A 25,550-nucleotide genomic window follows, 5' to 3' on the forward strand; every position below is an offset into this window, starting at 1 on the left:
TGTGACCTACATGGACGATGTCACCGAGAGCAAAGTCCTGCTGGCCGAGTACGACCGCCTCAAGGAGGAACAGAAGACCCGCATAGGATTCCGCGACAACCTGCTCTACTTCACGCTCGCCGCAGTCACCGCGGTCGTAGCGGTCACCGTCCAAAGCGGGCAGGCCGGACTGTTGCTCTCCGCCCCCGCGATCTGTCTGATCCTGGGCTGGACCTACCTGGTCAATGACGAGAAGATCTCGGCGATCGGCTGCTACGTCCGCGACCGGCTGGGGCCGCGTCTGGGAGACCTCGCCTCCGCCAGGGGCGCAATGTTCGGGTGGGAGGTCTATCACCGCGATGTTGCGGGCCGCGCAGTGCGCAAGCGGCTTCAGACAGCAGTGGACCTGTTCACGTACCTGATCCTGCCCATGGTCTGCACGGTCGCGTTCTGGTGCTCCCCCACCGTTCACCCCTTACTCGTGCTCACCTCACTTGCGCAGACGCTCACCCTGGCGGCGCTGGGCTGGCAGTTCCTGCGCCGTGCGGAGGGGTAACACTTGCCCCGCCGCAGGGCGAGCTCCGATCTGATCCGATCACTCGATCGAGGGCGGCGCTTCCCTCAGGTCCGGGCAGTCGATCTCAGCGACTCAGGCGATGCCTCCGCCGGCCGTCAGTCAGGCGGTTGCACGGACGGTCTCGCGAATGTAATAGAGACGGTCTTACACTGATTCCATGAAGCAGAACCGTTCCGGAGTCACTGAGAACATCTCCGTGTCCATGCCTGCCGAGTTGGTCAGTGAACTCCGATCAAGGACCGGCCGCCGAGGGCTGTCCGGCTACGTCACCGAGGCCGTCAGGCACCAGCTCGCCATGGACGGGCTCGCTGAGATCGTCGCGGCCCACGAAGAAGAGCACGGCCCGCTCACGGAACAGGAGATCGAAGCCGCTCGTCGCGAGCTGTTCGCAGACGAGCACACGGAGCGTGGCGCCGCGTGAAGGAGCAGCCGGCCCGCTCGCTGGTGCTCGACTCCGAGGCGCTCTCCCTGCTTCTACGCGACGACCGCGGCATGGCGGCCCGCATCGAGGCAGCCCGGCAGGTCGGGGTTCCCGTCCTCGTGTCTGCGCTGACCGTCGTCGAAGCCGTGCACAGCAAGACCGATCTTGCGCGGTTGAAGTGGGTGCTGTCCCGACTGCGGGTGGAGCCGGTCAGCCAGGAGGACTCCCTGACCGCCGTGGCGCTACTTCAGGACGCAGGCGGGCTGCATGGGCACAAGTACGCGATCGACGCCCTCGTCGCCGCGCTCGCGCTCCGCGTCCCGGCTCCTGCGATCGTTCTGACCTCCGACCGTGACGATTGGTCCAAGCTCTGTGGTAAGCGCGTGATCATCCGAGACGTATAGGCAACACGGCCACATCCCGCCTGGGGCGACCACAACGAACAGCCGACGGGGATACCGGCGTGCTGGAGGAGATAAGGCGAGGCAGTCTGCGCAAGCCGGTTGGCCGTAGGTCCGATCCACGGGCACCCGGCTCCCGTACACCCGCGCCACGGAGCGGGGTACGAACGGGCATGGAAGGCCACCGCGCCTTTCGCCACCACGGTCGATCTACGGAGTTCAGGCCGGTTCAGGTGAGGCGCCGCGTCGGCCATCGCGCGAGGTCCGCCTCCAGGAGCGCCGGATCACGGGGTGGAGGGGCCTCGTCGAGAATCCTGAGTTCGGTGATCCGCTCGATGCGGAAGCCACGGATCGCGTCACGGAGCCGGCACCAGCCGGCGAGGAGCCAGGCGTCGCCCGCGCGAAGGAGTCCCATCGTCTCCACGTCGCGGACGGTGCTGGTGGCGGGATCGGGGCCGCCGTCCTTGTCCTCACCCAGATAAGTCAGCCGCACCACCCGCCGGTCGGCTATCACGTCGGAGAGCATGCCGAGCGGCACGGCGTCGTTCGTCGGGGCCACGGCGTCGATGACCTGCATCATCCCGAGCATCTTCTGTACGGGCTCGCGGTGTTCCTCCTCCATGACGGCGGCGATCTTCGCGCGTGCCCGGCGGGCGGCCGCCTGGTACGGCGAGGAATCGAGCAGTGCGAGCCCGGCGAGCACGGCAAGCGACTCGGTGGCGGACAGGTTCAGCGGCGGCAGCGAGTACTCACGCAGGATCGCGTAGCCACCGGTCGCCCCGTGCTCCGCGTAGATCGGGACTCCGGCGAGCTGAAGTGATGCGATGTCGCGTTCGATGGTGCGCGGGGAGACTCCGAACTCGTCGGCGAGCCGAGCGGCAGGCCTTGGCCGACGTGCTCCGCGGAGCAGATCGACAAGGGCGTACTGCCGCTCGGCTCGCTTCATGCCTCGAGTGTGGCAGAGGCGGCCGCCATCGGTGCCGAGCGTCAGCTGCGCATGCTCCGCTGTCCGCCGACGGACCAGACCCGTCGGACCCGGCCGTCCTCAGCGAAGTCGAACACGTCGACACCGCCCGCGCGTTGGCCGTTCGCGTCCACGTCCCACAGCAGTCGGCCGTGGTCGCCGTCGACGGCATCGGCGATGCCGGTGAAGACGACGCCCGGGTTCTGGCCGTGCCACCAGCGAAGGTACCGCGCGAAGTCCTCGGCGGTGCGGATGTCGTCCGCGGGGGTCGACCCGTCGGGCTCGGTCACGGCGAAGTGGATGCGGAAGTCGTCGGCGCAGATCTGGCGTGCGATGTCGCCGTCGGTGTTCCACATGGTCAGCCACAGGTCGAGCGAGCGCCGGGCGGAGGAACTGGTCGTGGGGTTCGCGTTCTCGGTCATGCCCCCACTCTTGGACGCCGACGCGACAACAGTATGTCGGTGTTCCGGAAATCCCTCACGGAGTCGTTGCGGTCCACGCACGGGATCTTGAGGCCGCCAGTAGCCCATGGCAGGCTCAGGCCGCATGATCGACGACTTCGCGAAGGACCACCTGCACGGGAGACTGCGACGGGACCGCGAGGCGCTGGTCTGGAAGCTAGACGGCCTGTCCGAGTACGACGCCCGCCGGCCGCTGACCGTGTCCGGGAGCAACCTCCTCGGCCTGGTCAAACACGTAGCCGGCGTCGAGGCCAGGTACTTCGGCGAGGTCTTCGACCGCCCTTCCCCGGAACCGCTGCCCCGGTGGCAGGACCACGACGGCAGCGATCTGTGGGCGACCGAGGACGAGACCCGGGAACAGATCATCGAGTCCTGCCGGCGCACGTGGGAACACTCGGACGCGACGATCGACGAACTTCCCCTCGACGCCCCCGGCCACGTGCCGTGGTGGCCGGAGCCGCATACCGGCACGAACCTGTTCGCCGTCCTGGTCCACGTCCTCGGCGAGACCAACCGGCATGCCGGGCACGCCGACATCCTGCGCGAAGGCGTCGACGGCCGGACCGGGATGCGCCCCGAACACGAGACGCGGATCGACGGGAAGGCCCGCGACGCCTACTACGCGAAGGTCGAGCAGGCCGCCAGATCGGCCGCTTCGTCCACGGCACGGAGGGCTGTGCCACGTGACGTGATGTTCGAGCGGCGTGATGGCGGCCGTGCGGGCTGATCTGCCGAAGCGTCTGGTTCCCGATGGGCTGCGGAAGATGGCGGCCCCGCCGGTGCCGTCGTTCGCGGTCCGACCGCGAGGTGGCGGGACCGCCGGGTCGTGGGCAGACCGCACCGGCGGTGCCGGACGAACTCGGCGCCCGGAGGGACCGCGCGGACGCGGACGGGCAGGAGTGGCGAGTGGTCCCTCGGACGCCCTGTCGCCGGGGCATCGGACATTGGAGACTGGGTGGTCCACACGAACCGATCCGGTCGCGGCCGGCGAGGCGCGCAACGAGGGGGACGCATGCGGGACAGCCATCGGGCGGAAGCCGAAAGGCTGTTGGTACGTGCCGTGGAGGAGGAGGCGCGGCGGACGGGAGGCAGGACGGACTCCGGCGCGCTGCTGTCGCGGGGGCGGGGCGCGCTCGACAGCATGGCGGCCGGGGCGGCCGACGAGTACGCCGCCTACACCCGGGCGCTGGACGCCGCGGGAGCCGGACAGCAGCCGCTGTCGGCGCGGTTCAGCAAGGCGACACTCGGAACCCCCCTGCTGGTGACGGGTGTTGCCGCCGCCGCGGCGTTCGGGGCGGACCTGGCGCTCGGCACCGCGACCGGTCTCGCCCTGGGGGCGGGCGCGGTCGTCGCCGTGGCGGGGACGACCGCGACGATGGCCAGGGTGACCGCGTCGCACTGGCCCGCCGCGCACCGCAGGGCGGGTGAGCGGAACCAGCCCGGCGGTCCGGAGCAGCTGCGGCTGGAGTGGCTGACCGCGCTGGAGGTACGGGGCATCCGCCCGTTCCTCGACCAGCAGCGCATGCTGACCGCGTCGGCCCGCCCGCCGAAGAAGCCGGGCGCGTCCGTGGTGGCGCAGCTGCGCGGCGGTGACCGCAGCGCGGCCGCACGGACCCGCTCGGTCCTCGATCAGTCCTTCGGCCATCTGCCGGCGGCGGAGGGGCCGTTCGCGGGGCGTCGCGGGGAGCTGGCGCAGATCGCCCAGTGGGTGCACGCGGCCCGCGCGGCGACCGAGACCCGGCCCACCGTGGTCGTCCTGCACGGCACTCCGGGCTCCGGACGCACCACGCTCGCCGTGCGGGCCGCGCACGCGCTCAAGGACCAGTTCCGCGGGGCGTGCGTGGTCGATCTGCGGGGAGACGTGGCCGGTGAGACCCCGCTGCCGACCCGGGACGCGCTGCTGCACCTGCTCAACCGGCTGGGCGCTCCGCGCGAGCAGTTGCTCTTCCGCGAGAGGTCCTCGGCCGAGCAGCAGGTACGGCGGCTGAGCGAGCTCTACCACCAGCATCTGACGGGCACACCCGTCACGGTCGTCCTGGACGACGCCACCGACGCGGCCCAGGTCAGCACGCTCGTGCCCGAGCGCTCCGACAGCCTGGTCCTCGTCACCGCCCGTGAGCCCCTCGACCTGCCCGCCGACATCCCCGCACGGGTGTACCACCTGCCCGTCGGCGGCCTGGACGCGGCGGGTGCCGAGGAAGTGCTGCGCGAGTCCGCGGAGGACGAGGAGGCCGGCCCGTACGACTTCCCCTCGACCGACGCGGTCGTGGAGCTGTGCGGCGCGCTGCCGCTGGCGCTGCGGGTGGCGGGCTCCTCGCTCGGCGCGCGCAACCGGGCCGAGCTCGCCGACGCACTGGGGGCCTACGGTCCGGTGGGACCCGTCGAGCGTGCCCTGTGGCTGCGCTACACCGACCAGTCCGAGCCGGCCCGCCGGCTGCTGCGGCGGCTCGCCCTGGCCGGACGGGCCAGCCTCGGGGCGGCGGCGGCCGCGTCGCTGCTGTCCTGTGACGAGCAGGAGGCGGGCCGTCTGCTGGAGTCGCTGGCCAGGGCCGGTCTCCTGGTCCATGTGCGGGGCGCGCGCTACCGGCTGCACGACCTCGTACGCGACTTCGCCCTGGCCCGGCTGCTCGACGAGGAACCGGCGGCCGACCGTACGGCCGCGCAGGAGCGCCTCATCCAGAACTACGCGGAGCTCGCCGACGCCGTGATCCGGATGGTCGACGGCAAGATGTCGACGCGTGCCGGGCAGTTCGGCTCGCACGGCTTCAGCTCGCTCGACGCGGCCCTGCGGTGGCTGGACGACGAGTCCAGCTTCATCACCTCGGCGCTGCGTCACACGGAGGGCGTCGACCAGCGCTCGGTGCTCCACCTGCTGGGCGCCCTGTGCGACTACTGCCTGCTGCGCGGCGACCTCTACCGCCTCGGAGAGATCAGCGAGCTGACGCGCGCCGTCGACCAAGGGCTCCTGGAGCGGTCGGTCCAGTGGCGTACGGGCATCGCGGCCCGGCAGCTCGGGGAGCTCGACAAGGCCCGCACCACGCTGTCCTCGGTCGTCGGCCTCTACCGCGAGGCACAGAACGACGCGGGCGCCGCGCTCGCGCTCTGCTCGCTCGGCATCACGCTGCACCACCAGGGGAACCTCGCGGAGGCCTCGGCGCGGCTGCGGGAGGCGCTCGCCCTCCAGGAGTCACCGGAGCAGTCCGAGGACCGGGCCTGGTCCCTGCACGCCCTCGCCGCCGTCGAGCGCGACCGGGCCAATCTGGCCGAGGCCCTGGCCCTGCTGCACACCGCGCTGACCCTGCACCGTGAGGGCGAGTCGCTGCACGGCGAGGCCTGGTCGCACTTCCAGCTCGGCCAGGTGTGTCTGCGGATGGGCGAGGTCGCCCGGGCGGAGGAGGAGCTGTCCACCGCGCTGGACCTGTACGGCCGCACCCGGGACGAGCGCGGGGAGGCGTGGGCGCTGACGCAGCTGGCCCGTGCCCGGCTCCTGGACGGCGACCCCGCTCCGGCGGTGGAGCAGCTGCGCGGGGCCCTCGACCGGCACCGGGCCAACGAGGACGCGCGGGGCGAGGCGTGGACGCGTTACTACCTGGGGCAGGCCCTGGAGGAGGACGGCGACGCCGTCCAGGGGGTGCGGGAGCTGGAGCGGGCCCGCACGATGTTCTCCCGGATGCGGGACGTGTACGGGCTGGCGTGCGCCCGCCACCACTCGGGGCGCGTGACCCGCGACCAGCGGGCCTCACAGACCGGAAACCTGCGCAATTCCGGCTTCGCGCGACAGCTCCTGATGGACGCCCGGGCGGACTTCCGCCGGATCGGCGTGGCGCACGGCGAGGCCTGGACCTGCCTGGAGCTGGCCCTGATCGACGGCGGCAACGACCGCGCGGCGCAGGCGCTGGAGCTGTGCGGTGAGGCGATCACCCTGTTCGCCTCGTACGGGGACGTGCGGGGCGGCGACTGGGCGGTGTTCCTGCGGTGCACGCTGCTGCCGTACGCCTCGCCGGGCGGCAGCGAGGTGGGCACGGCGGTGGCGCAGCAGGAGCTGGCCGACCTGCTGGAGGCCGCCCACCCGCTGAGGGACACGGAGCTGGAGACCTGCGCGGAGGCCTTCCGGGTGGTCCTGAACCGCGGTGTGGACCTGGACGACGGCTGGCAGGCCTGGCGGCTCGGTCTGACGCCGTCCCGGCACGCCCGCGAGGTGATGGGGGTGCCGGTGGACGTGCGGCCGTAGGCACGGCCCTACGCGCGGGGCAGGCCGAGCCGGCCGCGGGTGGCGAGGAGCAGCACGGCGGCCGCGGTCGCGGAGCTCACGAGGAAGGCGTGCCCCGCGTAGGCCGGGTCCAGCGAGGGGAACATGTCCGTGAAGGCGACCGAGAAGTAGTTGTTGACGCTGGTGTGCAGCAGCATGGCCAGCAGCAGGGCCTGCCGGGTGTGGTTGAAGACCCAGGTCATCACGAAGCTGAAGGCGATCGTGGTGGCGATGAATTCCACGGGCGTCCACCAGAGGACGTGCGGGCCGCCCCAGTCGCTGAGGTACAGCGGCAGGTGCCAGGCGCCCCACAGCGGGCCGAGGACCAGCGTGCCGCGGACGGGGCCGAACCTGTCCTGCAGCCGGGGCATCGCGAAGTCGCGCCAGCCCGGCTCCTCGGCGACACCGGTGGTGACCATCTGGAGGGCCAGGCCGGGCAGGAAGGCGACCAGCACGACGGCGCTCGGCATGACCGGGCTCTCGCCGCCCAGGGCGTACAGCGTGAGGACGAGGACGAGCGGCACGGTGACGATGATCGCGGCCCACCAGCGCCAGCCGACCCGCCACTTGGTCATCCGGCCTGCCCAGGCCCGGAGGCCGGGGCGTCCGTCGGCGACGGCGGTGACGACGAGCGCGGAGAGGATCGGGCCCAGGTAGGCGCCCGGGAGGACCCCCAGTAGCTGGCCGGTGACCTCGCCCCCGGGGAAGGTGAAGTCCAGGACGCCCTGGCCGTTCCCGGACAGGATGTACGGCACCCAGGCCACCCAGCTCAGCGCGAACGCCAGCGAGAAGAACCAGGTCAGGGGTCGGCGGCTCATGCCGGCCCGCCATCCTCCGCGCGGCTCGGGCGTGCTGGGCGCCGGAGGGGAGCCGGGGATGAGCTGTGTCCCGGCGCTCATCGGGCGGTCCTCTCCGGGGAGCGGGCGCGGCGGTGGTCCGCGACGAGGGCGATCCCGCAGGCCAGGGCGGCCAGCCCCGCGGCGACGGAGACGGCCGTGGCGATCCCGCCCATCATCGAGGTGACCGCGTTGCAGACAGCGCAGAGCAGGAGCAGCAGCCAGAGCACGGGACGTGCGGGCCGCCGGGAGGAATCAGCCATCGTCTTCTCCTTGTCCGAGGGGGAGTTGGGCACGGAAAGGACGCTACGGAGGCGGCGCGGTGGCGACGATCCCGCCAGGTGGAGGACCGGGGTACAGCAGGCTGTACCTGCCGTCCCCCGCCCGTCGCGCACCCGCCGGGAGATGCCATAGTGGCGCGGCACCAGGAGGTGGAGATGCCCGCGCACGACGCCCCGCCGGCGGCCGCACATGAACCGGCCCGCCTTTGGGACGTGTCCGTCCGCGCCCGGACCGCTCTCGACGCCTTCGAGCATCTCGTCGGCGGCATCGGTACGGCGATCCTCGCCCTGATCATGCTGCTGTGGCTGGTGTTCACCGCCGCCGCCTGCCTCTTCGGGGCCGGCCTGTTCCTGGTGCCGGGCACCCTGAGGGCGCTGCGCGCGGTCGCCGGACGCGAACGCGTGCGGCTGTCCCGTTGGGGGCCGGAGGTCATCGGGCCGGGGCCCTCACCGACCGGGCTGCGGCAGGCCGTCGCCGACCCGGCCACCCGGCGCGAGGTGGGCTGGGTGGCCTCGCACGCCCTCCTCGGAACGGTGCTGGGCCTGGTCGGGCTGACGCTGCCCCTCACCTCGGCGACGGATGCCGCGTTCCCGCTGTGGTGGTCGTTCGTACCGCCCTCGGAGGCCACCCCGTCCCTGGGCCTGTGGACCGTGACGGACTGGCCGGGGGCCTTCGCGGTCAGTCTGCTGGGGATCGGATGGTTCGCCGTCACCCTGGCCGTCGCGCCCGGCATGGCGCGGCTCCAGGCGTGGCCGGGGCGGCGGCTGCTCACCCCTCCGCCCGGCACCGACCTCGTGACGCGCGTCGCCGAGCTCACCGCGACCCGCGCCGCCGCACTGGACGCGCACGCCACCGAGCTGCGGCGCATCGAACGGGCCCTGCACGACGGCACTCAGAACCGGCTGGTGGCGGTGACGGTGCTGCTGGGGGCGTCCCGCCGGGCGGTGTCCCGGGGCTCCGCCGACGCCGACGCCCTGCTGGAGCGGGCCCAGGACGCCGCCGAGCAGGCACTCGCGGAACTGCGCGCGGTCGTACGGGGCATCCTGCCGCCGGTGCTGGCCGACCGGAGCCTGACGGACGCGCTCTCAGGGCTCGCGGGCAGTTGCCCGGTGCCCTGCCGGGTCGACGCGGACGTGGAGGGGCGGTTCGCCGCGTCGGTCGAGGCGACCGCCTACTTCGTGGTGGCGGAGGCACTCACCAACGTCGCCCGGCACAGCGGAGCACGGTCCGCGTCCGTCACGGTCCGCCACCGCGACGGACGGCTGTGGCTACGGGTCACCGACGACGGCCGCGGCGGGGCCGACGAGCACGGCGGGTCCGGCCTCGCCGGCATCCGTAAGCGCGTCGAGGCGCTCGACGGCGTACTCACCCTGGCCAGCCCACCGGGCGGGCCCACGACACTGGAGGCCGGACTGCCATGCGGATCGTGATCGCGGAGGACGACCCGCTGCTGAGGGAGGGGCTCGCGCTGCTGCTGCGCGCGGAGGGCCTCGACGTCGTGGCGACCGCGGGTACGCCGGACGCCTTCCTGGCGGCGGTGGACGAGCACCGGCCGGACCTCGCGATCGTCGACGTACGGATGCCGCCGACGCACACCGACGAGGGGATCAGGGCGGCCGTGGAGGCGCGGCGCCGTCAGCCGGGCCTTGCGGTCCTCGTGCTCTCCGCCTACGTCGAGCAGGCCTTCGCCACCGACCTCCTCGCCGACGGCAGCGCCCGGCTCGGGTACCTGCTCAAGGAGCGGGTCGGCAGGGTCGAGGAGTTCCTCACGGCTCTGGAGCGGGTCGCGGACGGCGGAACGGCCATCGACCCCGAGGTGGTCGCGCAGCTCTTCGCACGGACCCGTCCCGACACCCGTCTGGACCGGCTCAGCCCGCGCGAACGGGAGGTCCTGGCGCTGATGGCGGAGGGCCTGGGCAACGCGGCGATCGCCGAGCGGCTCGTGGTGACGGACGGCGCCGTCCACAAGCACATCCGGAGCATCTTCGCCAAGCTCGATCTTGCGCCCGCCGACGGCACGGACCGCCGGGTCGCGGCCGTACTGCGCCATCTGAACGACGCGCACCGGCGGGCCTGAGAGACGGCGCGAGCCCCCTTCCCTCCGTACGGGGGGGGGGAGGGGGCGGCCCCGCCGTGTCAGCTCTTGCCCGAGGCGGACGCCTTCGTGCCGGCCGCCTCGGTGCCCGCGCCGGAGGACGCCTGCGCCGGGTTTCCGCCGGTGTCACCCGGCTGGGCCGCCGGGTCGGGGGCCTCCTCGAAGTCGACCTTGCCCATGTGGCGGTTCATCGACTTCATCAGGAACCACACCCCCACGGCGAGCGCCGCGAAGACGAGGAAGCCGAGAACGCCGGGCGTCACCTTGTTCTTGTCGAGCTCGTCGGCGGCGAGCGGAACGAGCTGCGTCAGTGCCTGGGTCGCGTACATATCAGGCATTGTCGCGGATGCCCGCGAAGAGGTCGCTCTCGGGGAGGGAGGTATCGACCAGGGACTTGGCGAGCTCGTACTCCTCGGTCGGCCAGACCTCCCGCTGGACGTCCATCGGCACGCGGAACCAGCCGCCGTCCGGGTCGATCTGCGTGGCGTGCGCGATCAGCGCCTTGTCGCGGATCTCGAAGAAGTCGTCGCACGGGATGTGCGTGGTCAGCGTGCGCTCGGCGCGCTCGAACTCCTTCCAGCGCTCCAGCCAGTCGCCGTACGGGGACTCCAGACCGCGGGCGAGGAGCGCCTCGTGCAGGGCGACGGTGCGCGGCTTGTTGAAGCCCTGGTTGTAGTAGAGCTTCTGCGGCTGCCAGGCCGGGCCGAACTCCGCCTCGGGGAACCTGTCGGTGTCCGCGGCCCCCTCGAACGCGATCATCGAGATCGTGTGGGTCTTGATGTGGTCGGGGTGCGGGTACCCGCCGTTCTCGTCGTAGGTGGTGATCACCTGCGGCCGGAACGCGCGGATCTTCGCGACGAGACGCCCCGCCGCCGTCTCGTCGTCCTCCAGGGCGAAGCAGCCCTCGGGCAGCGGGGGCAGCGGGTCGCCCTCGGGGAGACCCGAGTCGACGAAGCCGAGCCACTCCTGCTTGACGCCCAGGATCTCCCGGGCCTCGTCCATCTCCTTCTTGCGCACCTCGTGGATGTTCGCCTCGATGTAGGCATCCCCCTGGAGCTTCGGGTTGAGGATGGACCCCCGCTCGCCGCCCGTGCAGGTGACTACCAGGACGTCCACCCCCTCGGACACGTACTTGGCCATGGTGGCCGCGCCCTTGCTCGACTCGTCGTCGGGGTGGGCGTGAACGGCCATCAGTCTCAGCTGCTCGGTCAAGACTCGGTCCTCAGTGATTCGTCGCAGTGGTCGGCTTCTATAGTGACTGAACCGGGGGGTGGAAAATTCCTCGATCCCCGGCACGGGAGGAACGATCATGGCAGCGGTACGCGAGGCCTTGCCCGAGGGGCGCTACGGCCGGTCGCAGGACGAGCGCGCGGACCGCAAGCTGAAGATCACCGGCTCCGTGCTGGGTGTGGCGTTCCTGGCCATGATCGGCTGGTTCGGCTACGACTACGTGGCCGGTCAGGACGTCAGCGCCGAGCTCATCAAGTCGAAGATCGTCTCGGCGGGCCGCGCCGAGGCGCACCTCGAGGTCCGCAAGGACCGGGACGCCACCGGGCAGTGCACGCTCCGCGCCCTGAGCGAGGACGGCGCGGAGGTCGGGCGGGCGGACTTCCGGTTCGACGGGCGCGCGGAGCGGATCGACGAGGTCGTCTCGCTGCGCACCACCTCCAGGGCGACCGCGGTGGAGCTCAAGGGGTGCACCGCCGGCGGCTGACCACGCCCGGGGTCGCGCGCCGTCCCGGATGCCCGCGCTCCCGCGCCGACCGGCCCGGAAGCGCGTGTGACGTTTTACCTTCTCCCCCTTTTCGCGGGGAATTGTTAGGCTCGTTGTTTCGCCCACCCGTGGCAGCGCATGCTTGGGGTAGGGCGTTGCTTTGTATTCCCAGCACCGACGAGGAGCACCCTGTGACCCAGACCAGCGATAACGTCACCTGGCTCACGCCGGAGGCGTACAACCAGCTGAAGGCAGAGCTGGAGTACCTGTCTGGTCCCGCGCGCACGGAGATCTCCGTCAAGATCGCGGCGGCCCGCGAGGAGGGTGACCTCCGCGAGAACGGCGGCTATCACGCCGCCAAGGAGGAGCAGGGCAAGATGGAGCTCCGGGTCCGTCAGCTGACCCAGCTCCTGGAGCACGCGAAGGTCGGCGAGGCCCCGGCCGACGACGGCGTGGTCGAGCCGGGCATGGTCGTGACCATCGCCTTCGACGGTGACCCGGACGACACGGTCACCTTCCTGCTCGCCTCCCGCGAGTACGCGAGCGCGGACATCGAGACCTACTCCCCCCAGTCCCCGCTCGGCACCGGCGTGAACGGCAAGCGGACCGGTGACGAGGCGGAGTACGAGCTGCCGAACGGCAAGAAGGCCACCGTGAAGATCGTCTCGGCGAAGCCGTACCAGGGCTGACCCCCGGAACACCGGTGGAGCCCCGGCCGCAGCTGCGGCCGGGGCTCCGTCGCGTCCGGGTCAGGCGGTCGCCGAGCGGTACTTGCGGACCGCCAGGGTGCGGAAGACCACCACGATCAGCACCGACCAGATCACCGAGGCGAGGATCGGGTGCTGCATGGGCCATGCGTCCGAGGTCACGAAGCCCGGCGGGACGTTGCCGAACAGTTCGCGGCAGGCCGCCACGGTGGCGCTGAAGGGGTTCCATTCCGCGATGTGGCGCAGGATCGTCGGCATCTGGTTGGCGTCCACGAAGGCGTTCGAGATGAACGTCAGCGGGAAGAGCCAGATCAGCCCGCCGGAGGTGGCCGCCTCGGGTGTGCGCACGACGAGGCCGATCAGCGCGCCGATCCAGGAGAAGGCGTACCCGAGCAGGAGCAGCAGCAGGAAGCCCAGCAGCACCTTGCCGAGGTTCTCGTGGGTCCGCCAGCCGATGATCAGTGCGACACCGGCGAGGACGACGAGGGTGAGCGCGGTCTGCACGAGGTCGGCGAGCGTACGTCCGGTGAGGACGGCCCCCCGGGCCATCGGCAGGGACCGGAAGCGGTCGATCAGCCCCTTGTGCATGTCGTCCGCGATACCCGCTCCGGCGCCGGCCGTGGCGAAGGTGACGGTCTGGGCGAAGATCCCGGCCATCAGGAATTCCTTGTAGGCCGTGGACGACAGGGAGCTGCCCACCTTGATGGAGCCGCCGAAAACGTAGGTGAACAGCACCACGAACATGATGGGCTGGACCAGGCCGAAGATCACCATCTCGGGGATCCTGGCCATGCGGATCAGGTTGCGTCGGGCGACGACCAGGGAGTCGGCCACGGAGCGGCCGACCGCCCCGCGGGACTTGAGCGGTGCGATGTCCGGTGCGTCCGTGACGGCGCTCACTGCACGCCCTCCTTCCGGCCCTGTGCGGCCTCGGTGGATTCGTTCCCGCCGTTCTTCTCCAGCTCGGCGGCGTGGCCGGTGAGCGAGATGAAGACGTCGTCGAGGGTGGGGCGGCGCAGGCCGATGTCGTCGATCTCCACGCCCCGGGTGTCGAGGTCGCGGATGACCTCGGCCAGCAGCTTGGCCCCGCCGGTGACCGGGACGGTCAGCTTGCGGGTGTGTTCGGCGACGGAGATCTCCCCCTTGCCGTACGAGGCGAGCACCGAGCGGGCCGGCTCGATCTGGTCCGGCTGGTGCACGACGACCTCGACGCGCTCTCCGCCGGTGCGGGCCTTGAGCTGGTCGGACGTGCCTCGGGCGATGACCTTGCCGTGGTCGATGACGCAGATGTCGTGGGCGAGGTGGTCGGCCTCCTCCAGGTACTGCGTGGTCAGCAGCAGGGTCGTGCCGCCCGCGACGAGTTCCTCGATGACCTCCCACAGCTGCTGCCGGTTGCGGGGGTCGAGCCCGGTGGTGGGCTCGTCCATGAACATCACCGGCGGGGAGACGACGAGCGCCGCCGCCAGGTCGAGGCGGCGGCGCATGCCTCCGGAGTACGTCTTGGCGGTGCGGTCGGCCGCGTCGGCGAGGTTGAACCTCTCCAGGAGCTGCCCGGCCCGCTTCTTCGCGTCGCGCGAGCTCATCTGGTAGAGCTGCCCGACCATCTGGAGGTTCTCGCGGCCCGTGAGGTACTCGTCGACGGCCGCGAACTGGCCGGACAGGCCGATCGAGCGCCGCACCGCGTCGGGGTCCTTCAGGACGTCGATGCCCGCCACGACGGCCCGGCCGCTGTCCGGCCTGAGCAGGGTGGTCAGGACACGCACGGCTGTCGTCTTACCGGCGCCGTTGGGCCCCAGCAAACCCAGGACGGTGCCCTCGGGCACGTCGAGATCGACGCCGCCCAGTGCTCGTACATCGCCGAAGGTCTTCACCAGGCCTTCGGCGTAGATGGCGCCTGGCATACGTTTTCCCCCAGTTGTCTCGCGTGCGTTCCTGAGCGGATCGTAGAGTTCCCGGCCCTCCGAGGCGGGGAACACCGAGTGTTCGGCGATGCACCGTAACGCGATACATCGCGACACACAACAGGTTTTCGCGCGGGGAATCGGACCCTCAGGAGCGCACCAGATAGCCGGCGGTGCGCAGCGCGGCGGCGACCTCCTCGCAGTGCTCCGGCCCCTTCGTCTCCAGGTGGAGTTCCACCTCCGCCTCGGTGAGCCCGAGCCGCGGGTCGGTCCGTACGTGCTGGATGTCGAGCACGTTGGCGTCGGCGGCGGACAGGGTGGTGAGCATCGCGGCCAGCGCTCCCGGCCGGTCGGTGAGCCGGAGCCGCAGGCTCAGGTAACGGCCGGCCGCCACCATGCCGTGCGTCAGGATGCGCTGTATCAGCAGGGGGTCGACGTTGCCGCCCGACAGCACGGCGACGACAGGTCCGCGGAAGGCGCCCGGATCGCTCAGCAGCGCCGCGACCGGGATCGCCCCGGCCGGCTCGACGACCATCTTCGCCCGCTCCAGGCACAGCAGCAGCGCGCTGGACAGCTCGTCCTCGGAGACCGTACGGACCTCGTCCACCAGCTCCTGGACCAGCGGGAACGTCAGGTCGCCGGGCCGGCCCACCTTGATCCCGTCGGCCATGGTCTGCACCGCGTCGAGCGCCACCGGGTGACCGGCGGACAGTGAGGGCGGGAAGGCCGCCGCGCCCGCGGCCTGGACACCGACGATCCTGACGTCGGGACGCAGGGCCTTCACCGCGACCGCGATCCCCGCGGCGAGACCGCCCCCGCCGATGCCGACGACGACGGTCCGGACCTCCGGGCACTGTTCGAGGATCTCCAGGCCGACGGTGCCCTGCCCCGCGATGACGTCCGGGTGGTCGAAGGGGTGGATGAAGACCGCGCCGGTCTCCTCCGCGTACTCCTGGGCGGCGGCCAGTGTCTCGTCGACGACATGGCCGTGGAGCCTGACCTCCGCGCCGTAGTCCCGGGTCGCGGCCACCTTCGGCAGGGGCGCGCCGACCGGCATGAAGACCGTGGAGCGTACGCCGAGCAGCGAAGACGCGAGTGCGACACCCTGCGCATGGTTTCCGGCACTCGCGGCCACCACCCCGGCAGCCCGTTCGACGGGGCTGAGTCCGGCGATGCGCACGTACGCGCCCCGGAGTTTGAACGAGCCGGTCCGCTGGAGGTTCTCGCACTTGAGGTGGACCGGAGCGCCGACGAGGGAACTGAGGTAGCGGCTGCCTTCCATCCCGGTCGTCCGGGCCACCCCGGACAGCATCTTCTGCGCCCCGCGGACGTCGTCGAGGATCAGCGGAGGAAAGGGGCCTGACGTACGGAAGCTCATGACAGCAAGTCTTGCAGCCAGGAGGCCCGGGAGCCGTCGCATCTCATGGCGGCCTGCGGTGGTGTCCACAGGTTTGTGCAGCGCTGCTACACGTTGCCCCGTGGCCGCGTACTCTGTCCCCCACCTATCCGACACCGCACGAAGAGAGCCCCCGGCCATGCCCCCTCAGGACATGACGACTGCTGCGTCTCCTTCCGGGGGCGCCGCCCCCGGACAAGGAACGGACCACCTGCTCGACGCACTCCAGCACCAGGTGGCCGTCTTCGCCCGCCGTGCCGAGCAGACCCGCCTCGGCGGTGTCGGCCAGGTCCGCAACTCGATGGACCGGGCGGCTTATCTGCTGCTCAACCGGCTCGACGTCGAGGGGCCCATGGGCGTCAAGGCGCTGGCCGCGGGCATGGGGATCGACTCCTCGACGGTGACCCGTCAGGTCGCGCCGCTCGTCGACACCGGTCTGGTCAAGCGCACCTCGCACCCGGAGGACGGGCGCGCGGTCGTGCTGCAGCTGTCGCCGCGCGGCCAGTCCCGGCTGGAGGAGGTCCGCGCCTCGCGGCGTGAGCTGATGTCGCAGGTGACCGGCGGGTGGACCGAGGAGGAGCGCGACACCTTCTGCGCCCTGCTGACCCGGTTCAACGCCTCCCTGGCGGCCCGGCAGGCGGCGATCCAGCCGGCGCAGGACAGCTGACCCTCGGCACCCGCGGTCCCGGGCGGTGTGCCCGGCTGTCCGGCGGGCCGGGCGGATCTACTCTGGAAGTGCCGCACTCGCGAGTCGAGGAGGGCGCCATGACACGGAAGATCGCCGACTGCCGCAAGTATCCGAGCGTCTCGAACTGCACACTCACCATTTCCGGTGAGGAGGACGAAGTCGTCCGCGCGGCCGCCGAGCACGCGGTCTCGGTCCACGAGCACACCGACAGTCCGGAACTGCGTGAGCAGATCCGGGGCTCGCTGGAGGACGAGAGGGTCGCAGTCTGACCGACAGCGCGACGGCCGGGACCGAAGCGTCCCGGCCGCCGGACGTCTCGCCGCCCTGTTCCTCGACCGGGTCTGCTGAGGGACGTGGGGCGCGGCCCGACGGCGCACGCCCCCTGCGGCAGCCCGTCAGCCGAGCGCCTGCGTCAGGTCGGCCAGCAGGTCGTCGGCGTTCTCGATGCCGACGGACAGCCGGACCAGGTCGGCCGGCACCTCCAGCGGAGAGCCCGCCGCGGACGCGTGCGTCATGCGGCCCGGGTGCTCCAGGAGCGACTCGACGCCGCCGAGCGACTCCCCGAGCGTGAACAGCTTGGCGCGGTTGCAGACCTCGACGGCCGCTTCCTCGCCGCCCGAGACCCGGAACGACACCATCCCGCCGAACGCCTTCATCTGCTTGGCGGCGATCTCGTGCCCCGGGTGCTCCGGCAGCCCCGGGTAGAGGACCTGCGTGACCTTGGGGTGACGGGTCAGCAGGTCGGCGACCTTCGTCGCGTTCTCGTCGTGGCGGTCCATGCGGACCGCGAGGGTCTTGATGCCGCGCAGGACCAGCCACGCGTCGAACGGTCCGGCCACCGCGCCCATGGCGTTCTGGTGGTACGCCAGCTCCTCGGCCAGCTCCGGGTCGCTGACGACGAGCGCGCCGCCGACGACGTCGGAGTGCCCGCCCATGTACTTCGTGGTGGAGTGCACGACGACGTCGGCACCGAGCGAGAGCGGCTGCTGGAGGTAGGGGCTGGCGAAGGTGTTGTCGACCACCAGCCGCGCGCCCGCCTGCCGGGCCACACCCGCGACGGCGGCGATGTCGGTGATGCCGAGCAGCGGGTTGGACGGCGTCTCCACCCAGATCGCCTTGGTGCGCGGGGTGAGCGCGGCCCGGACCGCGCTCACGTCGGAGGTGTCGGCGACCGAGAACTCCACGCCCCAGCGCGAGGCGACCTTCGCGAACAGCCGGAACGTGCCGCCGTAGGCGTCGTTCGGGATGACCACGTGGTCACCGGGGGTGAGCAGCGTACGCAGGAGGCAGTCCTCCGCGGCGAGGCCGGACGCGAAGGCGAGCCCGCGGCGGCCGCCCTCCAGCGCGGCGAGGTTCTCCTCCAGCGCCGTGCGGGTGGGGTTGGCGCTGCGGCTGTACTCGTAGCCGCCGCGCAGCCCGCCGACACCGTCCTGCTTGTACGTGGACACCTGGTAGATCGGCGGGACCACTGCGCCGGTGAGGGGATCCGCCGTGTTGCCGGCATGGATCGCAAGGGTCTCGAAGCTGTGCTGGTCGCTCATGGGGCCCGAGCGTAGTTCCTCCGGAGGGGAGTTACAGGCCACTCGCCGCCCGCTTCGCCGTCCGGGGACAATGGACCGCATGGAGATTCTGTGGTTCCTGCTCGCCCTGTGCATGCTGGCCGCCGTCGTCGGTCCGTTCATGCTGCGGCGCCGTGGCGGTATCCGCCAGGTGGCGCCCGGTTCGCCCGACGCCGCCGACCCGGACACCTACGGCTTCGCCCGGCAGGAGGAGCTGGACGTCCGGATGCCGGGCCCCGACCAGGACCTGCTCGACGTCCTCGACGTCGTGCAGAGCACCCAGAACTGGAAGGCCGCCTCCCAACTGCTCGCGGGTACGCCCAAGGAGAGCGAGGTCCGCTGGCAGCGGGTGCAGGCGTTCGCGGGTGCGGCCTCCCTGGAGCTGGCGCAGCGGCCGGGTGCCGGAGGCGCGTGGCTGAGGGCGTGGCGGGCCGAGGCTCCGAAGGACGCGGGCGCCGCCGCGGTGCACGCGGAGTTCCTGGTGCAGCAGGCGTGGCGCACCGGCACGGTGGGCACCGACGACTTCCGGATCATCCTGGAGGAGGCCCGGACAGTCTGCGGCGAGGCCGCGCTGCTGGCCCCGGGCGACCCCGTCCCGTACATCGTGGAGCTGGCCGTCGCCCGCGGGCTGGGTTACTCCCACGAGCAGTTCGACCAGGTCTGGGCGAAGATCATCGACCGTGCTCCCGCGCACATGGGCGCGCACATCGCGGCCCTGCACTTCTGGTGCGAGAAGTGGCACGGCTCCCGCCAGGAGGCCGACCGTTTCGCGACGACGGCCGCCGCCCGCGCCCCGCAGGGCTCGCTGCTCGCCGCGCTGCCGCTGTTCGCGGTGTACGAGCACCTGCCCGAGGTCAATCTGGTGCAGGGCTTCTACCGGGGTGCCGTCGTGACGAAGGCGGTGGAGGGCGCGATGTTCGCCGTGCACGCGGCCCGCGCCGACGACCCGATGCTCGCGCACGTACGGCACCTGCTGGTCCTCTTCCTGGTCCGCATGGAGCGCTGGTCGGAGGCCATGCACCAGTTCGTCCACGTCGACGGGCACGTCGGCGCGCTGCCCTGGACCCAGAACCCCGACCCGGCCGCCGAGTACACGGTGTACCGGGCCCTGGCCGTCGCCGGGTACGAGGCGAACGGCGGCAGCCCCGCGACCCTGCTCCACTGACCCGGCACACCCGCCGCCCCCGAAGGATTGGACCGGCACCCATGGCACGACTGATCCCGCTGATCCTGATAGGCCTCGCCGTCTTCTTCTGGCTGCGCGCACGCCGGAAGACGGCCGCGTACATGGCCTCCTACGAGTACCCGGCCGGTGCGCACCGCGAAGGTGACGAACGTCGCGACCCTCCGGCCCCCGCGGCCTGAGAACACGGAATCCGCGGCGCCCCCACGGCGTTGCAAGAAGCGAACCCCGACCCCGGAGGAGCCACCGCATGTTCCTGACCCACCGCACCCCGCAGCTCCCCACCCCTGAGGAGGCCCTGCGCGGCCGCCCCGCCCCCGAGTTCACGGTGCCCTCCCGCCACACGGTCCTCGGCAATCCGCTGACGGGCCCGTACCCGCAGGGCCTGGAGGTCGCCGACTTCGCGCTGGGCTGTTTCTGGGGCGCCGAGCGCAAGTTCTGGCAGACGGAGGGCGTCTGGACGACGCTCGTCGGGTACCAGGGCGGTTACACCGAGAACCCGTCGTACGAGGAGACCTGCTCCGGCCTCACCGGTCACACGGAGGCGGTCCGGGTCGTGTTCGACCCGACGGTCGTGAGCTACGCCGAGCTCCTGAAGCTCTTCTGGGAGTCCCACAACCCGACCCAGGGCTTCCGCCAGGGCAACGACGTCGGTACGCAGTACCGCTCGGCGATCTACACCCACTCCCCCGAGCAGGCGGAGGCCGCCGAGGCGTCCCGTGAGGCGTACCAGCAGGTGCTGACGGGCGCGGGCTTCAAGGAGATCACCACGGAGATCCTGCCGGCCCAGGGCCGCACCTTCTGGCCCGCGGAGGCCTACCACCAGCAGTACCTGGACAAGAACCCCGACGGTTACTGCGGCATCGGCGGCACGGGCGCCACCCTGGAGTCCCCCTCCGAGACCAACTGGGGCCGTGCCTGCCCGACGGGCATCGCCCCGGCGCCGGAGGCCTGAGGCTCCCGGGCCAGGACGCACCACGCGCCCCGTCCCCGGCACCCGTCACGGGGTGCCGGGGACGGGGCGCGTCCGGGTCAGGAGGCGACGAAGCGCGCGATCTGGCCCAGCACGATCGTGTCCGCCAGGAAGCCGATGTGGGTCTGGCAGGCCACGAGGTTGTTCGTCGCGCCGCTCAGCCTGGTGCTGGTGTACGGCAGGATGACGCCGTCGCACGCGGAGTACCAGGTGGCGTACCTCGTGTCACCGGGGGTCTCGTCGCCCGAGGTGATCTGCGAGATGAACGAGGAGCCCGGGTACATCTGCTGGCAGGTCGTGTAGATCAGGCAGGCGGAGGCGAACGTGGTCCCGTGGTTCGCGCCCGCGATCGAGGCGAGGTGGCTGACGCTGGTGTTCCCGCCCAGCACCTTCAGGTAGTACTGGCTGACGAGGCCGCCCATCGAGTGGTTGACGATCGCGACCTTGCTCGCCCCGGTGCGGGACTTCACGGTGCTGACGAAGGACGCGAGGCCCTGCGCGTTGGTGACGTTGTTGCCGTAGGAGTTGTACTCGTAGGCGAAGAGCTTGGAGCTGGACCAGCCGTTGAGCTGGAAGACGCTCATGGCGGTGACCCAGTTCGAGGCGCTGCCGGTGTAGCCGTGGACGAAGACGACCGGTGTGCTCGTCGACAGCGGCTGCACGGCGGTGCCGGCCTGTGCTGTCGACGTGGCGGCGGTCGTCGCGGCCGGAGCCGCGCCCGCCGTCGGAGCCGCGGAGAACAGGGAGAACGCGACGGTGACGGCGGCGAGGACGCCGAGAAGCCGGCGGGGTGAACGACGACGCATGGAACGCTCCTGGCGGGGATCGGGGGCGGGTGCCTGGTCCGACAAGGTTCGGGCCCCGGGCCCCGGATGCCATCGGCGAATTCACCGGCGTCCGCGAGTCCTGCGCGTACGTCACCCGGACGTGGGGTCAGGCGGCCAGCCGGACCGCTCCCCGGGGCATCCGGGCCGTGGACGTACGGGAGGGCGCGCTCCGCCGGACGAGCTCGTCCTGGGCCAGGGAGAGCACGTCGGCCAGTCCGAGCCCGAGGGAACGGGCGGCCGCCGCCAGCACCTCGGACGACGCCTCCTTGCGCCCGCGTTCGACCTCCGAGAGGTAGGGCACGGAGATGCGCGCGGCCTCCGCCACGTCCTTGAGTGTGCGCCGCTGGCCGGCGCGTTCGCGGCGCAGGACGTCGCCCACGACGTCCCGCCAGAGGGGTTCCCTGTCCGGCGCCGCGGGAACGGGGCGCAGGGGGATCACGCGGGCACGGTCGGGTGTGTCGCTGCTCATCGTCCGAGCCTAGGAGCGGTGCGCCCGGCGCGGGAGAGGTTCGCCCTCCGCGCCGGGCGTATCTGCTGTCGGCAGAACGGTCTCTCCCCGCAGGACCCGCGGGCAAGCGAGCGGACGCGGCGCGAACAGCTCGAAGCGGTCGATGCGGCCGGGGCCTCACACGGCTGAGCCCGACGGCCGCGAGGCCCCCGGGCACGCCGGAGGCCTCACCGACGGGCCGTGGGCCCGGTACGGAACACGGTCTGTCCCGTACCGGGCCGGCCCGGCGGCGGCCGGACACCTGCCGCGGTGGGTCAGCTTCCGATGTTGCCCTGCGGGCCGGCGTACTGCTTGAGCAGGGCGGGGACGTCCGCTGCCGGGTCCAGGGTGTAGCTGTAGTGGTCGCCCGGCTTGAAGGTCGTCCCGTTGGTCTGCTGCTTGCCGGTGCAGGAGACGCAGATGCTGCCGGTCTGGGTGAGGGACGCGGCGGTGGTGTCGACGTAGTAGGGGTTGGCGACGCTCTGGTAGTAGCTGTTCTCGATGACGGTCTTCGAGGCGCCGCGTGACAGGTTCCCGTACGAGGTCACGTTCTGCATGTGGTTGTTGTAGAGGTGCGCGAAGGCGACGTTGTCGATGCTGGGGTTGCGCTGGTTGGTGTCGTGGATCCAGTTGTGGTGGATCGTCATCCGCGCGGTGACGTTGTCCGTCCAGCCGATGCCGAAGGCCTTGTTCTGCTCACCGAGGACGTTCCAGGAGACGGTGAGGTAGCTGGTGTCCTTGCGGCTGTCGATGAGCCCGTCGTTCATCCGCTCGATGCGGTTGTGGTCGATCCAGATGTGGTCGGCGGTGTCCATCTCAGCCCGGTGACGGTGCGCGGCAGTTGGTCCTACCGCAACGGCAACGGCTTCACCCTCGGCGGCGGCCACACCTCGGCCTCCGTCGCCCATGTGCTGACCGACGACGTGGCCTGGGACAACGCCGGGCTCGGCTTCAACGACGAGGGCAACCCCGGTGCGATCCGTCTCACCCGCAACACGGCCTTCCGCAACGGCACGGGCTTCCACCTGGTCACCGCCGCCGCCGTGCTGAACGCCAACGCGGCGGCGGACAGCGGCGAGGGGCGGGACGCGGTGCTCGCGGATTCCGCCAGGTCCGAGGGCAACACCTGGGACGGCGGCGCCGCGCCGGTGTTCACCACTACCGACCCGTCCACCGCCGAGGCCGCCCGCGCGGCCGACGCCACCCTGCCCCGGACCGCCTTCCTGACCTCGTCCGGCACCGCGCCGGGCGCGCGTATGACACCCCGGGAGGACGCACGGTGAGGATCCTGGTCAACGCGCCGGGACGACGGTCGTCGGAGCGGGCAGCCGCGGTTCCTGTCCGGAGTTCCGGAAGTGTCCCTGATCCCGCACGACGACCGACCACTCTCCCCGGCACACCGGCGAGCGAAACTCGGGGAGCGCCGCCACGCGGTCCGGGGATCGTCACCCCGGACCCCGCGACGCCGCCCCGTCAGATCAGGCCCTGCGCCAGCATGGCCTCCGCGACGATCTCGAAGCCGGCGATGTTCGCGCCGACCACGTAGTTGCCCGGGCTGCCGTACTTCTCGGCCGTCGTGTGGCAGGAGTCGTGGATGTGGCGCATGATCTGCGCGAGCCGCTCCTCGGTGTGGGCGAAGGTCCACGAGTCACGGGACGCGTTCTGCTGCATCTCCAGGGCGCTGGTGGCCACCCCGCCCGCGTTGGCCGCCTTGCCGGGGGCGAAGGCGACGCCCGCCTCCTGGAAGACGTGGACGGCCTCCGGGGTGGTCGGCATGTTGGCGCCCTCGGCGACCGCCTTCACGCCGTTGCGCACGAGGGCGAGCGCGTCGGCCTCGTGGAGTTCGTTCTGGGTGGCGCAGGGCAGGGCGACGTCCACGGGGACGCTCCAGACGCCGGCGCCCTCGACGTAGCGCACGTGCTCGCCGCGCCGCTCGGCGTACTCGGAGATCCGGCCGCGGCCCGTCTCCTTGATCTCCTTGAGCAGATCGAGGTCGATGCCCTTCTCGTCGACGACGTAGCCGCCCGAGTCGGAGCAGGTCACGACGGTCGCGCCGAGCTGCTGGGCCTTCTCGATGGCGTAGATGGCCACGTTGCCGGAGCCGGAGACCGCGATGCGCTGGCCGTCCAGGGACTCCCCGCGGACGCGCAGCATCTCGGCGGTGAAGAGGACGCAGCCGTAGCCGGTCGCCTCGGTGCGGGCCTGTGCGCCGCCCCAGCCGAGGCCCTTCCCGGTGAGCACACCGGACTCGTAGCGGTTGGTGATGCGCTTGTACTGGCCGAAGAGGTAGCCGATCTCGCGGCCGCCGACGCCGATGTCACCGGCGGGGACGTCGGTGTACTCGCCCAGGTGGCGGTGGAGTTCCGTCATGAACGACTGGCAGAACCGCATGACCTCGGCGTCGGACCGGCCCTTGGGGTCGAAGTCCGCGCCGCCCTTGCCGCCGCCGATCGGCATTCCGGTCAGGGCATTCTTGAAGATCTGCTCGAAGCCGAGGAACTTCACGATGCCGAGGTTGACGGAGGGGTGGAAGCGCAGTCCGCCCTTGTAGGGGCCGAGCGCGCTGGAGAACTCGACGCGGAAACCGCGGTTGACGTGGATGTCGCCGGAGTCGTCCGACCACGGCACCCGGAAGATCAGCTGGCGCTCGGGCTCGCAGATCCGCTCGATGATGCGGGCGTCGACGAACTCCGGGCGCTGCGCCAGCACGGGGCCCAGGGTTTCCAGGACCTCGCGCACAGCCTGGTGGAACTCGCTCTCGCCCTGGTTGCGCCGCAGGATCTCCGCGTAGAGCGGCTCGATGACACGGTTCCCGGCGGTACGCGGGGTGAGGGAGTCGGAACTGGCCGGCATCTGATCAACCTTCCGTGGGTGGGCTCATGCGCGTCGGCGCTCCCTGTCCCCGGAGGCGCCCCCCGGCCCGTGGGGGCCGTTGCATCCGGCAAGTCTCGCAGTGCGGCCCGGCCGCGCCCGGACGACATCCACATAGTGGCCACCACCGTTCGCCCCGGTACGCGCGATTCCGCGGGGCGGCAGCCCTCTGCCGCCGGGGCGGAGGGGCCGCACGGCGCCCGTTCCGCGGGGCAGTGCGGGTGGCGAACCTCACAGCCGGAGGAGGACGGCCGTGAGGTCCGCGGGGGTACGGGTCAGGCCGCCGCGTTCTCCGTCACCGTCACCTTTCCCTTGCGGATGGTCGCCACCCGGGGCGCCTTGCGGGCCAGCGAGCTGTCGTGCGTGACCATCACGAAGGTCAGCCCGTGCTCCTTCCACAGTCCGTCGAGGAGGTCCATGATCTCGTCGCGCATGGACTCGTCGAGGTTGCCGGTCGGCTCGTCGGCCAGCAGCACCTTGGGCCGCTTGACCAGGGCCCTGGCGATGGCGACGCGCTGCTGCTGGCCGCCGGACATCTCGCTCGGCAGGTGGGTGGGCCGGTCGCCGAGGCCCACCGACTCCAGTGCCTCCGCGGCGCGTTCGCGGCGGGTCCTCGCCCCGAGGCCGAGGGGGACGAGGGCGGTCTCGACGTTCTCCTGGGCGGTGAGCGTCGGGATCAGGTTGAAGCTCTGGAAGACGAATCCGATGGACTCGGCCCGGACCTTGGTGAGCCGGGACTCGGGGAGCCTGGCCAGGTCGACGCCGTCGAGCTCGACGGTGCCGGCGGTGGGCCGGTCCAGCCCGCCCAGCATCTGCAGGAGGGTGGACTTGCCTCCGCCGGTGGGGCCCTGGATGACGAGCCTGCCGCCGTCCTCGATGGTCAGGTCGACGCCGGCGAGCGCGTCGACGGGATTCTTGCCGCGCATGTAGCGCTTGGTGACGCCCTTGAGCTGGTACACGTGTGGACTCCTGCTGCTAC

30 protein-coding genes are annotated in these 25,550 nt (G+C 71.5%); 15 read left to right on the forward strand and 15 right to left on the reverse strand.

From position 1 onward, the window contains the following. Positions 1-10 precede the first annotated feature (10 nt). From IA22_RS0114050 to IA22_RS0114060, 3 genes are all read left to right on the forward strand, one after another. The gene (locus IA22_RS0114050; RefSeq protein WP_030123808.1) at positions 11-535 is read left to right on the forward strand and encodes a hypothetical protein; all 525 of its coding nucleotides are present in this window, start codon (positions 11-13) and stop codon (positions 533-535) included. A gap of 178 nt (positions 536-713) precedes the next feature. Continuing rightward, positions 714-977, forward strand: coding sequence for a hypothetical protein (locus tag IA22_RS0114055; protein ID WP_015578522.1), 264 nt, complete (start codon positions 714-716; stop codon positions 975-977). Beyond that, positions 974-1,381 (forward strand): PIN domain-containing protein, encoded by a 408-nt coding sequence (locus IA22_RS0114060; protein WP_030123809.1) that lies wholly within the window; start codon positions 974-976, stop codon positions 1,379-1,381. Before IA22_RS0114055 ends, IA22_RS0114060 begins: the two co-directional genes overlap by 4 nt. A gap of 226 nt (positions 1,382-1,607) precedes the next feature. On the opposite strand, the gene IA22_RS0114065 is transcribed toward IA22_RS0114060, so the two are convergent. Then, positions 1,608-2,324, reverse strand: coding sequence for a helix-turn-helix transcriptional regulator (locus IA22_RS0114065; protein WP_030123810.1), 717 nt, complete (start codon positions 2,322-2,324; stop codon positions 1,608-1,610). 41 nt (positions 2,325-2,365) lie between these two features. Continuing rightward, on the reverse strand, positions 2,366-2,764 hold the full coding sequence (locus IA22_RS0114070) for a nuclear transport factor 2 family protein (protein WP_030123811.1): 399 nt from the start codon (positions 2,762-2,764) through the stop codon (positions 2,366-2,368). 124 nt (positions 2,765-2,888) lie between these two features. Between IA22_RS0114070 and IA22_RS0114075 the strand changes: the two genes are divergently transcribed. Together IA22_RS0114075 and IA22_RS0114080 are read left to right on the forward strand one after the other, a co-directional pair. Beyond that, positions 2,889-3,530, forward strand: a complete 642-nt coding sequence (locus tag IA22_RS0114075) for a DinB family protein (RefSeq protein ID WP_015578518.1) — start codon at positions 2,889-2,891, stop codon at positions 3,528-3,530. Positions 3,531-3,815: 285 nt separating this feature from the next. Further along, positions 3,816-7,034, forward strand: coding sequence for a tetratricopeptide repeat protein (locus tag IA22_RS0114080; RefSeq protein ID WP_030123812.1), 3,219 nt, complete (start codon positions 3,816-3,818; stop codon positions 7,032-7,034). Between the two features lie 8 nt (positions 7,035-7,042). On the opposite strand, the gene IA22_RS0114085 is transcribed toward IA22_RS0114080, so the two are convergent. Together IA22_RS0114085 and IA22_RS0114090 are read right to left on the reverse strand one after the other, a co-directional pair. Continuing rightward, the gene (locus IA22_RS0114085) at positions 7,043-7,870 is read right to left on the reverse strand and encodes a CPBP family intramembrane glutamic endopeptidase (protein WP_015578516.1); all 828 of its coding nucleotides are present in this window, start codon (positions 7,868-7,870) and stop codon (positions 7,043-7,045) included. A gap of 77 nt (positions 7,871-7,947) precedes the next feature. Next, positions 7,948-8,151: a hypothetical protein gene (locus IA22_RS0114090; RefSeq protein ID WP_014154384.1), complete on the reverse strand. Its 204-nt coding sequence runs from the start codon at positions 8,149-8,151 to the stop codon at positions 7,948-7,950. Between the two features lie 174 nt (positions 8,152-8,325). Between IA22_RS0114090 and IA22_RS0114095 the strand changes: the two genes are divergently transcribed. Together IA22_RS0114095 and IA22_RS0114100 are read left to right on the forward strand one after the other, a co-directional pair. Beyond that, the gene (locus IA22_RS0114095) at positions 8,326-9,600 is read left to right on the forward strand and encodes a sensor histidine kinase (RefSeq protein WP_030123814.1); all 1,275 of its coding nucleotides are present in this window, start codon (positions 8,326-8,328) and stop codon (positions 9,598-9,600) included. Beyond that, complete coding sequence (locus tag IA22_RS0114100) at positions 9,588-10,247, forward strand: response regulator transcription factor (RefSeq protein WP_014154386.1); 660 nt, start codon at positions 9,588-9,590, stop codon at positions 10,245-10,247. Before IA22_RS0114095 ends, IA22_RS0114100 begins: the two co-directional genes overlap by 13 nt. A 59-nt stretch (positions 10,248-10,306) precedes the next feature. Here IA22_RS0114100 and IA22_RS0114105 read toward each other — a convergent pair whose 3' ends face one another. Then, the gene (locus IA22_RS0114105) at positions 10,307-10,594 is read right to left on the reverse strand and encodes a hypothetical protein (protein WP_015578513.1); all 288 of its coding nucleotides are present in this window, start codon (positions 10,592-10,594) and stop codon (positions 10,307-10,309) included. 1 nt (position 10,595) lies between these two features. Continuing rightward, on the reverse strand, positions 10,596-11,477 hold the full coding sequence (gene mca, locus IA22_RS0114110) for a mycothiol conjugate amidase Mca (RefSeq protein WP_014154388.1): 882 nt from the start codon (positions 11,475-11,477) through the stop codon (positions 10,596-10,598). A 97-nt stretch (positions 11,478-11,574) separates the two neighbouring features. Here mca and IA22_RS0114115 point away from each other — a divergent pair, with 97 nt between their 5' ends. Together IA22_RS0114115 and greA are read left to right on the forward strand one after the other, a co-directional pair. Further along, the gene (locus tag IA22_RS0114115) at positions 11,575-11,979 is read left to right on the forward strand and encodes a DUF4307 domain-containing protein (RefSeq protein WP_030123815.1); all 405 of its coding nucleotides are present in this window, start codon (positions 11,575-11,577) and stop codon (positions 11,977-11,979) included. A 191-nt stretch (positions 11,980-12,170) separates the two neighbouring features. Next, complete coding sequence (gene greA, locus IA22_RS0114120) at positions 12,171-12,668, forward strand: transcription elongation factor GreA (protein ID WP_014154390.1); 498 nt, start codon at positions 12,171-12,173, stop codon at positions 12,666-12,668. A 60-nt stretch (positions 12,669-12,728) separates the two neighbouring features. Here the strand turns inward: greA and IA22_RS0114125 are convergent, their stop codons facing one another. The 3 genes from IA22_RS0114125 to ilvA form a co-directional block, all read right to left on the reverse strand. Beyond that, positions 12,729-13,586, reverse strand: coding sequence for an ABC transporter permease (locus IA22_RS0114125; protein ID WP_014154391.1), 858 nt, complete (start codon positions 13,584-13,586; stop codon positions 12,729-12,731). Further along, entirely contained in the window at positions 13,583-14,587 is a 1,005-nt protein-coding gene (locus tag IA22_RS0114130; protein WP_030123816.1) for a daunorubicin resistance protein DrrA family ABC transporter ATP-binding protein, read from the reverse strand. The genes IA22_RS0114125 and IA22_RS0114130 overlap by 4 nt, the downstream gene beginning before the upstream one ends. Positions 14,588-14,735: 148 nt before the next feature. Next, a complete protein-coding gene (gene ilvA, locus IA22_RS0114135) occupies positions 14,736-15,965 on the reverse strand; it encodes a threonine ammonia-lyase (RefSeq protein ID WP_030123817.1) in 1,230 nt (409 codons plus the stop codon). A gap of 157 nt (positions 15,966-16,122) precedes the next feature. Between ilvA and IA22_RS0114140 the strand changes: the two genes are divergently transcribed. Further along, positions 16,123-16,650 (forward strand): MarR family winged helix-turn-helix transcriptional regulator, encoded by a 528-nt coding sequence (locus tag IA22_RS0114140; protein ID WP_030123818.1) that lies wholly within the window; start codon positions 16,123-16,125, stop codon positions 16,648-16,650. Between the two features lie 98 nt (positions 16,651-16,748). Then, the gene (locus tag IA22_RS0114145; protein ID WP_014154395.1) at positions 16,749-16,940 is read left to right on the forward strand and encodes a DUF1059 domain-containing protein; all 192 of its coding nucleotides are present in this window, start codon (positions 16,749-16,751) and stop codon (positions 16,938-16,940) included. A gap of 126 nt (positions 16,941-17,066) precedes the next feature. On the opposite strand, the gene IA22_RS0114150 is transcribed toward IA22_RS0114145, so the two are convergent. Further along, positions 17,067-18,212 carry a cystathionine gamma-synthase gene (locus tag IA22_RS0114150; RefSeq protein WP_030123819.1) on the reverse strand — a complete coding sequence of 382 codons (1,146 nt, stop codon included), beginning with the start codon at positions 18,210-18,212 and terminating at the stop codon, positions 17,067-17,069. Between the two features lie 79 nt (positions 18,213-18,291). On the opposite strand from IA22_RS0114150, the gene IA22_RS0114155 reads away from it, so the two are divergent. From IA22_RS0114155 to msrA, 3 genes are all read left to right on the forward strand, one after another. Further along, positions 18,292-19,395, forward strand: a complete 1,104-nt coding sequence (locus tag IA22_RS0114155; protein WP_030123820.1) for a hypothetical protein — start codon at positions 18,292-18,294, stop codon at positions 19,393-19,395. 41 nt (positions 19,396-19,436) lie between these two features. Beyond that, complete coding sequence (locus IA22_RS37120) at positions 19,437-19,595, forward strand: hypothetical protein (protein ID WP_014154398.1); 159 nt, start codon at positions 19,437-19,439, stop codon at positions 19,593-19,595. Positions 19,596-19,663: 68 nt separating this feature from the next. Then, entirely contained in the window at positions 19,664-20,368 is a 705-nt protein-coding gene (gene msrA, locus IA22_RS0114165) for a peptide-methionine (S)-S-oxide reductase MsrA (RefSeq protein ID WP_030123821.1), read from the forward strand. A gap of 77 nt (positions 20,369-20,445) precedes the next feature. On the opposite strand, the gene IA22_RS0114170 is transcribed toward msrA, so the two are convergent. The 3 genes from IA22_RS0114170 to IA22_RS0114180 form a co-directional block, all read right to left on the reverse strand. Further along, positions 20,446-21,192, reverse strand: coding sequence for an esterase/lipase family protein (locus tag IA22_RS0114170; protein ID WP_014154400.1), 747 nt, complete (start codon positions 21,190-21,192; stop codon positions 20,446-20,448). Between the two features lie 127 nt (positions 21,193-21,319). Then, the gene (locus IA22_RS0114175; protein WP_014154401.1) at positions 21,320-21,682 is read right to left on the reverse strand and encodes a helix-turn-helix domain-containing protein; all 363 of its coding nucleotides are present in this window, start codon (positions 21,680-21,682) and stop codon (positions 21,320-21,322) included. Between the two features lie 293 nt (positions 21,683-21,975). After that, positions 21,976-22,515 carry a pectate lyase family protein gene (locus IA22_RS0114180; protein WP_234434505.1) on the reverse strand — a complete coding sequence of 180 codons (540 nt, stop codon included), beginning with the start codon at positions 22,513-22,515 and terminating at the stop codon, positions 21,976-21,978. Between IA22_RS0114180 and IA22_RS0114185 the strand changes: the two genes are divergently transcribed. Next, positions 22,483-22,983, forward strand: a complete 501-nt coding sequence (locus IA22_RS0114185; RefSeq protein WP_234434506.1) for a hypothetical protein — start codon at positions 22,483-22,485, stop codon at positions 22,981-22,983. The two genes, IA22_RS0114180 and IA22_RS0114185, sit on opposite strands and share 33 nt — an antisense overlap. A gap of 190 nt (positions 22,984-23,173) precedes the next feature. Here IA22_RS0114185 and gdhA read toward each other — a convergent pair whose 3' ends face one another. Further along, on the reverse strand, positions 23,174-24,553 hold the full coding sequence (gene gdhA, locus IA22_RS0114190; RefSeq protein ID WP_030123824.1) for an NADP-specific glutamate dehydrogenase: 1,380 nt from the start codon (positions 24,551-24,553) through the stop codon (positions 23,174-23,176). Positions 24,554-24,846: 293 nt separating this feature from the next. After that, positions 24,847-25,530 (reverse strand): ABC transporter ATP-binding protein, encoded by a 684-nt coding sequence (locus IA22_RS0114195; protein ID WP_014154405.1) that lies wholly within the window; start codon positions 25,528-25,530, stop codon positions 24,847-24,849. Between the last annotated feature and the right edge of the window lie 20 nt (positions 25,531-25,550).

This window comes from Kitasatospora papulosa, from assembly GCF_000717245.1.
Lineage (GTDB): Bacteria > Actinomycetota > Actinomycetes > Streptomycetales > Streptomycetaceae > Streptomyces > Streptomyces papulosus.

Coding starts and splice junctions, on each gene's coding strand:
- IA22_RS0114050 (WP_030123808.1), top strand. CDS start 11: ATGGACGATGTCACCGAGAGCAAAGTCCTGCTGGCCGAGTACGACCGC.
- IA22_RS0114055 (WP_015578522.1), top strand. CDS start 714: ATGAAGCAGAACCGTTCCGGAGTCACTGAGAACATCTCCGTGTCCATG.
- IA22_RS0114065 (WP_030123810.1), bottom strand. CDS start 2,324: ATGAAGCGAGCCGAGCGGCAGTACGCCCTTGTCGATCTGCTCCGCGGA.
- IA22_RS0114070 (WP_030123811.1), bottom strand. CDS start 2,764: ATGACCGAGAACGCGAACCCCACGACCAGTTCCTCCGCCCGGCGCTCG.
- IA22_RS0114075 (WP_015578518.1), top strand. CDS start 2,889: ATGATCGACGACTTCGCGAAGGACCACCTGCACGGGAGACTGCGACGG.
- IA22_RS0114080 (WP_030123812.1), top strand. CDS start 3,816: ATGCGGGACAGCCATCGGGCGGAAGCCGAAAGGCTGTTGGTACGTGCC.
- IA22_RS0114085 (WP_015578516.1), bottom strand. CDS start 7,870: ATGAGCCGCCGACCCCTGACCTGGTTCTTCTCGCTGGCGTTCGCGCTG.
- IA22_RS0114090 (WP_014154384.1), bottom strand. CDS start 8,151: ATGGCTGATTCCTCCCGGCGGCCCGCACGTCCCGTGCTCTGGCTGCTG.
- IA22_RS0114095 (WP_030123814.1), top strand. CDS start 8,326: ATGCCCGCGCACGACGCCCCGCCGGCGGCCGCACATGAACCGGCCCGC.
- IA22_RS0114100 (WP_014154386.1), top strand. CDS start 9,588: ATGCGGATCGTGATCGCGGAGGACGACCCGCTGCTGAGGGAGGGGCTC.
- IA22_RS0114105 (WP_015578513.1), bottom strand. CDS start 10,594: ATGTACGCGACCCAGGCACTGACGCAGCTCGTTCCGCTCGCCGCCGAC.
- IA22_RS0114115 (WP_030123815.1), top strand. CDS start 11,575: ATGGCAGCGGTACGCGAGGCCTTGCCCGAGGGGCGCTACGGCCGGTCG.
- IA22_RS0114130 (WP_030123816.1), bottom strand. CDS start 14,587: ATGCCAGGCGCCATCTACGCCGAAGGCCTGGTGAAGACCTTCGGCGAT.
- ilvA (WP_030123817.1), bottom strand. CDS start 15,965: ATGAGCTTCCGTACGTCAGGCCCCTTTCCTCCGCTGATCCTCGACGAC.
- IA22_RS0114140 (WP_030123818.1), top strand. CDS start 16,123: ATGCCCCCTCAGGACATGACGACTGCTGCGTCTCCTTCCGGGGGCGCC.
- IA22_RS0114145 (WP_014154395.1), top strand. CDS start 16,749: ATGACACGGAAGATCGCCGACTGCCGCAAGTATCCGAGCGTCTCGAAC.
- IA22_RS0114150 (WP_030123819.1), bottom strand. CDS start 18,212: ATGAGCGACCAGCACAGCTTCGAGACCCTTGCGATCCATGCCGGCAAC.
- IA22_RS0114155 (WP_030123820.1), top strand. CDS start 18,292: ATGGAGATTCTGTGGTTCCTGCTCGCCCTGTGCATGCTGGCCGCCGTC.
- IA22_RS37120 (WP_014154398.1), top strand. CDS start 19,437: ATGGCACGACTGATCCCGCTGATCCTGATAGGCCTCGCCGTCTTCTTC.
- msrA (WP_030123821.1), top strand. CDS start 19,664: ATGTTCCTGACCCACCGCACCCCGCAGCTCCCCACCCCTGAGGAGGCC.
- IA22_RS0114170 (WP_014154400.1), bottom strand. CDS start 21,192: ATGCGTCGTCGTTCACCCCGCCGGCTTCTCGGCGTCCTCGCCGCCGTC.
- IA22_RS0114175 (WP_014154401.1), bottom strand. CDS start 21,682: ATGAGCAGCGACACACCCGACCGTGCCCGCGTGATCCCCCTGCGCCCC.
- IA22_RS0114180 (WP_234434505.1), bottom strand. CDS start 22,515: ATGGACACCGCCGACCACATCTGGATCGACCACAACCGCATCGAGCGG.
- gdhA (WP_030123824.1), bottom strand. CDS start 24,553: ATGCCGGCCAGTTCCGACTCCCTCACCCCGCGTACCGCCGGGAACCGT.